The sequence below is a fragment of the Streptomyces sp. NPDC097981 genome (assembly GCF_040302565.1).
Lineage (GTDB): Bacteria > Actinomycetota > Actinomycetes > Streptomycetales > Streptomycetaceae > Streptomyces.
This window is the reverse complement of the sequence record NZ_JBEORW010000065.1, coordinates 17106-27353: the sequence shown is the minus strand read 5'-3', so window position 1 is coordinate 27353 and position 10248 is coordinate 17106. Positions and strand designations below refer to the sequence as shown.

The window sequence follows — 10248 nt, the reverse complement described above, 5'->3', positions numbered from 1 at the left end:
CGGACCCGCTGAGAGCCACTACCCCGGTTCGTATGTGACGTGGGCCCTATGGGGCGGCTCACCCCGGGGGCACCCGAAACTCACCGAGAGTCACCATTGGTTCACCATCGGCAGATCCTGGCAGCCACACTTGGCGAAGCAGCCGGGCCCGTCCCACCGGCGATGCAGGGATCGGTACCGGCTCACCCGCGGGGGCCGGAGCCTGTCAGGGCGACCGGGACGGCCGTAGCGCCCGGGCGACCTCGTGAGCGTGGGCGGCGAAGGGGCCGAGGTCGGTGGCGCGGGCGTAGGCGGGGTGGTCGCGATAGGCCGCGATCCGGTCCAGGGCGCTCAGGCCGTAGTAGGCGGACGGCCCCACCCCCGCACCGGCGGGTGCGGGGTGCGCCGTTCCGGCGGCGACGGCCGGGAGGATCTGCTCGAACAGCGCATGGCAGGCGCGGACGCCGCGGAGCATGACCTGGTGGTAGCGGTCCTCGGGCCCGAGGGGGAAGCGGTGTTCGGCCAGGACCGGACCGGTGTCGATGCCGGCGTCGACCTCGTGGGCGGTGGCACCGTACTCCGTGTCGCCGTGCAGCAGGGCGAACAGGACCGCTACGGAGGGCAGGCCGCGGTGCCGGGGCAGCAGCCCGTTGTGGATGTTGAGGATGCGAAGGCCCTCGGCCCGGAGCAGCGGCTCCCGGAAGATCTGCCGGTTGTTGAGGGACCAGACGATGCCGTCGGTGCAGGCGCGGGCCAGCACGGCGGCGTGGGCGTTGATGTCCGCCACCGCCAGGTGGGGCGCGTCGGCGGCAGCGGCATCCAGCGGATCGGCGGAGCAGACCAGGTCGACCGGGTGGCCGCGGGTGGCGGCGTGGGCAACGGCGCGGCGCAGCAGGGCTCCCTCTCCGACGAAGATCATGCGGCGGCCCCCTCGCGGGCGACGGCCAGGTGGGCGCAGACCTGTTCGAGCGTCAGGTTCCGTACCAGGCGGTCCAGGCGTCCTGTGAACAACTGGGCCTGGCGGGGGGTCAGCAGGTCCGAGGAGACGGCGGTGAGCATCTCGACGAGGGCCAGGGAATCGCCGCCGAGGGCGTGGAAGTCGGAGTCCGCCGACAGCCGCGCGCCGTCGACGCCGAGGATCGCCGCCCAGTGGTGCCTGACACGCGCTTCCAGAGTGACCGCCGAGGGTTCGACCGGCGCGGGTGCGCTCGGCGTGGTGGGGGCGAAGGGGTCGGGGAGGGCGTCGAGATCGGTCTTCCCGCTGACCGTGCTGGGCAGCGCGTCGACCACGAAGACGTGGGCGGGGACGAGGTGCACGGGCAGGGTCCGGGTGAGCTCGGCCCGCAGGGCGCGGGCCAGGTCCGCGCCTGCTCCAGGTTTGCCGGAGTGCGGCACCACGTACGCGCACAGCACGGCCGAGGTGGAGTGCGGACGCCGACGGGGCACGACGACGGCCCGGCGGACGGTGGCATGGGCCTCCAGGGCGGCGACGACTTCGGCGGGCTCGACGCGGTGCCCGGCGATCTTGACCTGGTCGTCGATGCGTCCGGCGAACTCGACCGCGCCGTCGGCCAGCCGGCGGCCGAGGTCACCGGTGCGATAGGCGCGGATGCCGTCGGGGCCGGTGGTGAAGGCAGAAGGCCCGCCGGCGGACGAGCCGTCGGCCGGGCCGAGGTAGCCGCGGGCCACTTGGACCCCGCGTACGACGATCTCGCCGGTGCGGCCGATGTCACCGGGACGGCTGCCGATGGGCTCGCCGTCGTCGCCGACGAGGTCGACCCGGGCGTACGGGCCGGGGAGGCCGATCGGGACGGTGGCGCCGCTCTCGCTGCCGTCCACGGTGTGGGCCAGCACGGCGACGGTCGCCTCGGTGGGCCCGTACACGTTGATCACACGGCATCCGGCCCCGAAGGCGGCGCGCGCGGACCGTACGGCGGCGGGAGTGAGGGGCTCCCCGCCCAGCAGCAGGGTGCCCAGGGAGCGCGCGGGGTGGCTGCTCCCGGGCCCGAACAGGGCGAGGTGGGAGGGCGTGAGCGCAAGGGTGTCCGCGCGGTGTTCGGTGACGAGCTCCCGCAGGGCGGCGGGCGAGGGCGTGCCGGGCGCGAGGACGGTCGTACCGCCGGCCAGCAGCGGCAGGAAGAGGGGGAAGCAGGAGATGTCGAAGGCGTAGGAGGAGGCGAAACCGAAGCGGGTGCGGCCGGTGACCCGGCCGACGCCGGTCATCCACCGGACGAATCCCATGAGGCTGCCGTGCTCGATCTGCACGCCCTTGGGGCGGCCGGTGGAACCGGAGGTGTGGATCACGTACGCGAGGTCCCCGGCGGCGGGCCGCACATCCGCCGGGACGGTGGGTCCGGCGTCACCGGCCGCGGCGGCGCCCACCGCGTCTGCGTCCGGGCCGGGACCGTCGAGGAGGTCATCGACGGCGAACAGGGTCCCGGGCACGAAGGGCGCGAGTTCCTCGGCCAGGTGTCGGCGGGTCAGGCACAGCCCGGCGGCGGAGCCCTGGAGGATCTCCCTGATCCGTGCGCCGGGATGGGCCGGGTCGAGCGGCACATAGGCGGCGCCCGCCTTGAGGATGCCCCACAGGGCGCACACTCCGGCGGGAGAGCGGTCGACAACCAGTCCCACCAGGTCCCCGCGTCCGATGCCGCGCCGCCCGAGCGCGACCGCGACCGCTTCGGAGCGCCGGTCGAGCTCGGCGTACGTGACCACGCCCTCGGGCCCGTCGAGGGCGGGCGCGCCAGGGGTACGGGCGGCCTGGGCCCGGAAGACGTCCACGACGGTGGGCTCGGGGACGGCCGGATCCGGTGGCGCCGCCGACGGTGCGGGCCGCTGGGCGGCAGCATCCGGCCGGGCCCGGTGGACCCCCGCCGCCGTGTCCTGGAAGCCGGCCAGCGTCGCGTCCAGCAGCTCCGCCGCACGAGCCGCGAGGTCCGGGCCCGCGCCGCGGACGCCGAGCGTGATCTCGGTCGCCGTTCCGGTCTCGGCGGCGACCAGGGAGAGCGGGACCAGCGGGGCGTGCACCGGCAGTGCGAAGGCCGCGGACGCCGTGAAACCACCGCCGGAGAGTTCGGCCAGGTCCAGGCGGCCCAGGTGGGAGACGACCGCCGAGGCGAGATGTCGGTCGGTACGGAACGCCACGGCCTGCGCGGTACGCAGCACACCGGCGGTCACGGCCGACGGCAGCCGCGCGAGGGCCGTCTCGAATCCGGCGGCGAGTTCGCGGCCCTCGGCAAGGGAGGTCAGCAGGCGGGTGTGCGCGGCCGTCCAGTCGGCCCCGGGGTGCAGGTCCAGGAACAGCGGCAGGCTCAGGTTGCCCGTCGCCGCGATCCCGGGTCGGTGGCGGCGCAGGTCGACCGGCACCATCACACGGGTGTCGAGCCGCGCGGCGTCGGTCAGCGCCTGGGCGAGGCGGGCGGTCAGCGCGGAATGGCGCCCGGGCAGGGTACGGCGCAGCCACAGCGTCCGGATCGGGCCGCTGCCGTTGGACGCGCCGAGCGGGGAACGCCGGGCGGGCCTCGGCGTGGGTCGCAGCCCGGTGCTGCCGAGCCGGCGCAGCAGCGCGGCGTCGGTGTCCGCGTCGACCGCGGGCCGGGCAGCCTCGCCCCGCAGGGCGCGGAAGACTTCCCGCACCCAGGTCAGGGCGCCGTGACCGTCCATCACGGAGTGCGAGGCGCTGAAGACGACGGTGGTCGCCGTCCCGTCCGCGCCGGCGCCGGGCACGATCAGTACCTCGCAGCCGGGCGGCTCGGCTCGCCGCGAGGACCCGGTGGGCAACACGACGGTCCCGTGCGCCGAGTCGGCGTGCGCACCGGCACGCGGTACGGCGTACCGGACCCGCGGCGGCGGCCCCTCGGCGCTCCACATCGCGCCGACGCGCACGAGCGAGGACCCTGGGCATGCCTCGGCGGCCTGTGCCAGGGCTGCCTGGAGCCGCTCGCGGTCGGGTGCGCCGTCCCCCTCGACGACGATGCGCAGGGCCATGGCCCCGCGCGCATGCCCGGCGGCGAGGTAGAGGCGCTCGGTGGGCGACACCGGGCGCCGGTAGCGGGTGGCGGCATCGGCCGCATCGGCGGCCTGACGGGATGTCATGGCTGGGTGTCCCCTTGTCCGGTGTGGTCGGGTGCGGTGCGCGGCGCGGGGCGGGCCGACACGAGGGAGCCGGTGGAGGCTGCCGGGCCGGCGGTCCAGGCGGCGACCCCGCCCACCGCCGTCACCCACTCGTGCAGCGCTCGCAGTCCTTCGGCCTGGGTCCGTGGAGCCGTGTAACCGAGGTCGTACCGGGCGGCAGTGGTGTCGTACGTCGCCGAACGGGTCAGCAGCGCCAGCATGTAGCGGCTCAGCGGCGGACCCCCTTCCGGGCCTCCGTCTCTGCCTCTGCCGGCGGATCGGCGGTGCAGGTGCCAACCCGTCTCGACCGCCGCGGCGATTCCGCGGCCGAGGCGGAGCGGGATGCGCGGGGCGGGCGGCCGGCAGCCGAAGAGGGCGCCGACCCGGGCCAAGAAGGGCCACAGGTCCGTCTCCTCGCGGTCCACGACGAAGTAGGCCATGCCGCCGACCCGCCCGGCGGGGGCGAGGGCGGCCCGCAGGCAGGCGTCCACCGCATTGTCGACGTGACACAGCGACACCAGGACCCGCTTGCCGCCCGACAGGTCGGGCAGCCGGCCGGAACGCATGGCGTCGACCATGCGCGGCAGGAATCCGGCGTGGTCACGCGGCCCCCAGATGCCGCGTGGGCGCACCGCGCAGGTGGTGAACTCCGGACCGTCGGCCGCCCGTACGTGCTGCTCGGCGATCGCCTTCGTCTCGCAGTAGTGGTTGAACCACCGCTCCGGGTAAGGGGTGCTCTCGTCGATGCCGAGGCGGTCCCCCTCCCGTACCCGCATCAGCGCGCTCGGGCTGGAGACGAACACGAATCGCCGCGCCCCCGCCGACCGCGCCGCCGCCAGCAGCCGCAGCGTGCCGGTGACGTTGGCGGCCTCGAACTGCGCGCGGCTGCCGTGGTCGACGACCCGTGCGGCGCTGTGCAGCACCGCCTCGCAGCCCTCTGCCGCCCGGGCCAGTGAGCTGCCTTCGGTGAGATCGCCGGTGACGACCTCGACCCCGGGCAGGGAGCGCAGCCGCACGGCGTCGCTGCCGGGCCGTACGAGGGCGCGGACCTGATGGCCTTGGCGCAGGGCGCCGTCGACCAAGTGTCCGCCCAGGAATCCGGATGCTCCGGTGACCAGCATCTTCACAGCGCCCGCCCCCGGGTCGCGAGCCTCGCACGTGAGAACAGGGGGGCCGGCCGGACCTGCTGCCGCTCGGCCCAGCGGGCCAGCTCCTCGCGGCCGATCTTGGCGTTGTGCCGGATGTCCACGGGGAAACCGGGGTGGCGCAGGAACTCCCGGAGGCCCGTCGTCGCGGCGTGCGCCTCGGCCATCGCGCGCAGCTCGGCCACCAGCATCCTCCACCCGCTGTCGTCGAGCGCTGCCTCCTGCGTCCCGGTCTCGATCTCCACGCAGACGATCGGCCGTTGTGCACCGGCCTGCCCGATGCCGACCAGGGCGGTGCGCCGGACCAGGGGATGGGCGTTGAAGACTCCCTCGCAGCGCACGGTGTACAGGTCCCGGTAATCGGTGCGCACCCGCTGCGCGGCGCGGCCGCAGAACCACAGCCGTCCCTCGTCGTCGAGGCGGCCGAGGTCACCGGTGCGGTGCCAGATGCGCGGGGCTTCGCCTCCGGGGCGTTCCTCGGTCGCCTTGTGCATGGCGTCGCACTGCGGTGCGCGGTGGTAGCGCCGGCTGACGGAATCGCCGTGGACCAGGATCTCGCCGACGCGCCCGACCGGCAGGCTGCGTGCGGGGTCCAGGTGGGCGAGCGGGCCGTCGGTGACGGGGGCGATGGTCACGCGGGTGCCGGGGACGGGCCGGCCGACGCACGTCCCCTCGCCCGCTGCGGCCCGGGCCGCGGTACCGCCGCGGCCGCGGTCGCCGTCGCGGTCGCCGTCGCCGTCGCCGTCGCGGTCGCCGTCGCCGTCGCCGTCGCCGAGAATCTCGGCCGCCTCGATCGAGGTGATCGGCAGCACCTCCGTGGCCCCGTACGTCACATGGATCCGCGCCTTCTCGTCGAGCACCCGGCGCAGCGTGGCCACGACCGCGTCGGGCACCGGGGCCCCGCCGGATACGACGCAGCGCAGGTCGGGCAGCGGGTGGCGGCCGGGGGTAGCGCCGGTGAGGTGCCCGGCCAGGTTCCGCAGCAGTGCGGGCGAGGCGAACATGGTGGTGACGCGGAACCTTTCCAGCGCATCCACGAGCAGCACCGGGTCCGCCTGCGCGACCCGCGCGGGGGCCAGCGGCGCGAGCACCAGGGTGGAGCCGTAGACCAGGTCGAGCACCCCGTAGAAGGGCTGCGTGATCAAGGAGACGTCCTCGCGGGTGCGGCCGTGGACGGCCTCGATCTGGCGGGCGATGGACAATGCCATCCGGTGCGTGTACTCGACTCCCTTGGCCGGGCCCGTGCTTCCGGTGGTGAAGCCGATCATCAGCAGGTCGTCCCCGCCCGTCGGCGCCGCCCCGTCCGCGCGACTGCCGCACCCGGTTCCGGTCCCTGGCGCGGCGCGCAGCGCGGCGAGCGTGTGCCCGCGGCCGAGCCGGCGCCGCCCCAGGGTGACGGGAACCCGCACTCCGGCGAAGGTACGGCGGCCCAGGACGCGCACGAGCTGGGCGAGGGGCGGCCCGATGAACGCCTCGGCGCCCACGGCCCGATAGCAGTGCAGCATGCGCCGCACACCCATGCCGGGATCCACGACGACGGGCACGGCCCCGACCCGGAACAGCGCGAAGACGAGCGCGAACAGCTCCGGGCCCGGTGGGGCCATCAGCACCGTCTTGGTGCCCTTGGTGATCCCGGCGCGCTCGAATCCGCGGGCCAGCTCCTCGGCCGTCTCCTGCAACTGCCCGTAGGTGACGGTGCCGTACCGGGAGCCGCGGCCGACGGGATAGATCACGGCCGGCTTGTCGGGAAAGGCGCGGGCGTTTCGCTCCAGCCACCCCGGTACGCTGCCCGTGGCGTCGGCCAGGTGCTCCTCGGGCCGCTCTGCGGGCTGCCCCGTCGGCTCCTCCCCCGTGTCGGTCTGACCGGCGGCAGGCCTCGTACGCCTCACCGGGCTCACCACCCCTCGGGCCGGTAGACGGCACACGCCGCGCTGGGTCCGGCGCCGACGGACACGAACAGGAACTGGTCGTAGTCGTCCCGGCGTACGCCGCCCATCGCCCGGAGGTAGCCGAGGACGGGCGCCGCGGTGTGCGGCTCTCCGCCGACCCCGACTCCGGCCCCGGCCCCGGCCCCGGTCCCGGCCCCGGCCATGGTCGTGGTCGCGGTCGCGGTCGCGGACGCGGACGCGGACGCGGACGCGGACGGGCCGATCACCAGGGTCCGGTCGAGGTCGACGCGGAACTCCCCCGCGTACTCGGTGACAGCGCGCGCCGCGAGCTCGCTCAGCCGGGCCCGGTGGCCCGGCTCACGCCTGACGGTGATCGTGGTCCGCCCCTGCGCCCCCATGGTGCCGGTGTCGAGGTAGCCCTCGACATCGGTGGGCCGGTCAGCGGTGTAGTGGCGCACCGGCCCGAACCCGGCGCCCGGGTCGGCGCTGCGCTCCAGCAGGAAGGCACCGGCCAGGTCCGCGTACGGGTAGCCGGCGTCGCGGTCCGCGTCGCCCCCCGGGTGGACGTCGGCCGCCGTGATCAGGAGGCGCTCGGTGCTTCCCGTCTCCAGCAGTGCCTGCCCCACCTGGACGGCGTTGAGCACGCCGCAGGCTCCGTTCATCAGGTCGAAGGAGAAACCTGCGGCCGGCTCGGGGTCGGCGATGTAGTCGAGGTTGATGCCGATCTCCTTCTGCACCAAGGCCGCCACGGCCGGTTCGAAGGTGTTGTGCTCCCGGTAGACGCCGACGTTGACGAGCACGCCGATCGACGAGGCCGGCACCCGCGCCCGGGCCAGGCAGCCACGGGCGGCCCGGCCGGCGAGGTCCACGACGGAAGCCGGGGCCCCAGCGGGAGCTCCCGGTGCGGTGGTTGGAGCCGACGGGTCGGGGACGGCGGTTTCGGCGGCGGTGATGACCATGCCCACGGCTCACACCCCCACGTTCGTGAGGGTCGCGGACAGGGCACCGGTGACCACGCCCGAGGCAGCCGGCACCAGCAGGAACCTGGCCCCGCGGCGGGCGGTCCCCGCCCTGAGGTGTTCGCACAGCGTCAGGAAGTGCGACGTCGTCGCGGTATTTCCGTAGCGTTCCACCACGGAGAGGGAGGCAGGCATAGGGGTGCCGAATTCGTCCTCGGCCATCTCGTTGGCGTAGTCGATGAAACGGGTGCCGACCTGGTGCTGGATGACGTAGTCGAACTCCTCACCGGCGAACGACCGCCCGCTCTTGGCCAGGAGATCCCCGTGGAACCGCGGCCACAGCCTGAGCCGGTCGCGGTTGTGCATCTTCTTGTTGTCCGTGTAGAGGGCGATGCCCTGGGTGCGGTCGCTCGGCATGCCCATGCACAGGTGGGAGTACTCGGAGCAGGTCATCAGCTCGACGTAGTGAATGCGGTCGGCCGGGTCGGTGGAGACGTCCATGACGACGGCGGCCGCCGAGTCCCCGACGGAGAGCGAGGCGAACTGCGGGTCGTAGGAGTCCGTCATCTCCTGTGCGGCGGTCTGCGCGACACGGGTGGCCTGCTCACCGCTGACGACCAGGCCGCGCCGCACCGCACCGGAGCGGATCATCCGGTCGAGCAGCCAGACGCCGGTCATCATTCCGGCGCAGGCGTTGGAAACGTCGAAATGGATGGCGGAGCGGGCGCCCAGCTCACTCGCGAGCATTGCGGCGAAGGACGGCTCGAAGGTGAAGCGATCGCCGTGCTTGAAGCGGGTGATCGAGGCGGAGATGACGATGTCGAGGTCGGCGGCCCCGTAACGGGAGGACGCCAGCGCGTCCCGGGCGGCGGCCAGGGCCATCCCGAACGAGTCCTCGCCGGCGGCCGGTTCGGGGTCGTACACGCGCCGCTCGGCGATCCCGGTGATCTTCTCGATGTCCACGTCGCCCAGCCCCGGGACACGGGCGGCGAGTTGGGGGGTGGTCTGGACTGTTGCGGGGAGCCGGACGCCTAAGGAGGCTATTCGGCTGTATGCGGTCGTGCTCATGTGTCGCTCTCCGTGGCGATCCGCCCGTGGGCATGGGGGTGCCGGGGCGGTGGATGGCAGAGGGATGCAGTGTGCGTCCGGGGAATAACGGACAGCGAAGTTACCGTAGCGTACGGACATCTCACCGGGCGGTCTGAGATCCATACATACAGGAAATACCATCGAATACCGGCCACCCGGCCTCACCGCGGCACCGGGCAGAAGCAAGGCCTCCACACCTTCCGACGGCGCACGCACGCTCGAAAACCTGTCCGGAAGCACCCGGTCCGCTCACTGCACGAGCCGCCGGGTACGGCGCAGCCCGGCGCGACCGCAGAGGTCGCCAGCACCACCGCCACGGCGGCAGCATCACCTCGGCATGGGCGCCGAGCCCTCCGACGACATCGGTCAGGCTCAGCTCGTACGTCCACCAGCCGTCGGAGCGGACCGGGTGGCAGGCGAATCCGAGGCCGGAGCGATCCGGCCGGACCGTGCCGATCGCCGTCGGACTGCGCGGAGGAACAACCCCAGGAGGAACGCCTGGAACGTGTACGAGAACAGGAGGATGCAGACCGCCGCCACACCGGTCTGGGCCCACGCCCCGAGGGAGTTGACCACGGCGATCAGGACGACACCCGTCGGCAGGGCAAGCAGTCCCGCGAACAAGCCTGCGACGTAGCTGCCGTTCACGCCAAAGCCGAACAGCAGGAAGAAGGCGGCGAGGGCAAGGTAAGAACCCGACAGCCAATTGCCGATGGTCAGGCGCACAAACGTCCGCAGTTCTGAACGCATGGTTCTCCGTGAGTCGGTTCCCAGCAGGCCCGTGCCCGTCGAGCGGGCCGTTCCCGGTGGGTCGTACAGCGGGGCCCGCAGGTCAGGGCCCGTGCTATCACCATCGTGGTGGCCGCCGCGCCTACCGCGTCAGCCTACTCGCACGGACACGTGAGCAGGCCGCTGGGTCGTCGTCCGGCCGGCGAGGGCAATCGCATACGTGTGCAGGCGGCCACAGCAGCACGCAGCCAATCGGAACCCGAACTTTCTGTTATTCCGGCCGCGCAGCGGGGTCTCCCGAGTGTGCCGCCGGATTCGGAGCCTGCGGCCGACGGGAGAGGAAAG

7 protein-coding genes are annotated in these 10248 nt (G+C 73.7%); all 7 read right to left on the bottom strand.

All coding sequences use genetic code 11. The features are described from left to right. Positions 1–205: 205 nt before the first annotated feature. The gene (locus tag ABTY04_RS36860) at positions 206–898 is read right to left on the bottom strand and encodes a formyltransferase family protein (protein WP_352217805.1); all 693 of its coding nucleotides are present in this window, start codon (positions 896–898) and stop codon (positions 206–208) included. Then, positions 895–4074: an amino acid adenylation domain-containing protein gene (locus ABTY04_RS36855; RefSeq protein ID WP_352217804.1), complete on the bottom strand. Its 3180-nt coding sequence runs from the start codon at positions 4072–4074 to the stop codon at positions 895–897. Before ABTY04_RS36855 ends, ABTY04_RS36860 begins: the two co-directional genes overlap by 4 nt. Then, on the bottom strand, positions 4071–5213 hold the full coding sequence (locus ABTY04_RS36850; protein WP_352217807.1) for an NAD-dependent epimerase/dehydratase family protein: 1143 nt from the start codon (positions 5211–5213) through the stop codon (positions 4071–4073). Before ABTY04_RS36850 ends, ABTY04_RS36855 begins: the two co-directional genes overlap by 4 nt. Positions 5214–5215: 2 nt before the next feature. After that, on the bottom strand, positions 5216–7126 hold the full coding sequence (locus ABTY04_RS36845) for an AMP-binding protein (protein WP_352217803.1): 1911 nt from the start codon (positions 7124–7126) through the stop codon (positions 5216–5218). Positions 7127–7131: 5 nt separating this feature from the next. Further along, positions 7132–8085: a hypothetical protein gene (locus ABTY04_RS36840; RefSeq protein ID WP_352217806.1), complete on the bottom strand. Its 954-nt coding sequence runs from the start codon at positions 8083–8085 to the stop codon at positions 7132–7134. A 9-nt stretch (positions 8086–8094) separates the two neighbouring features. After that, positions 8095–9153, bottom strand: coding sequence for a 3-oxoacyl-ACP synthase III family protein (locus tag ABTY04_RS36835; protein ID WP_352217802.1), 1059 nt, complete (start codon positions 9151–9153; stop codon positions 8095–8097). 393 nt (positions 9154–9546) lie between these two features. Continuing rightward, entirely contained in the window at positions 9547–9924 is a 378-nt protein-coding gene (locus tag ABTY04_RS36830; protein WP_352217801.1) for an SCO4225 family membrane protein, read from the bottom strand. Positions 9925–10248 lie beyond the last annotated feature (324 nt).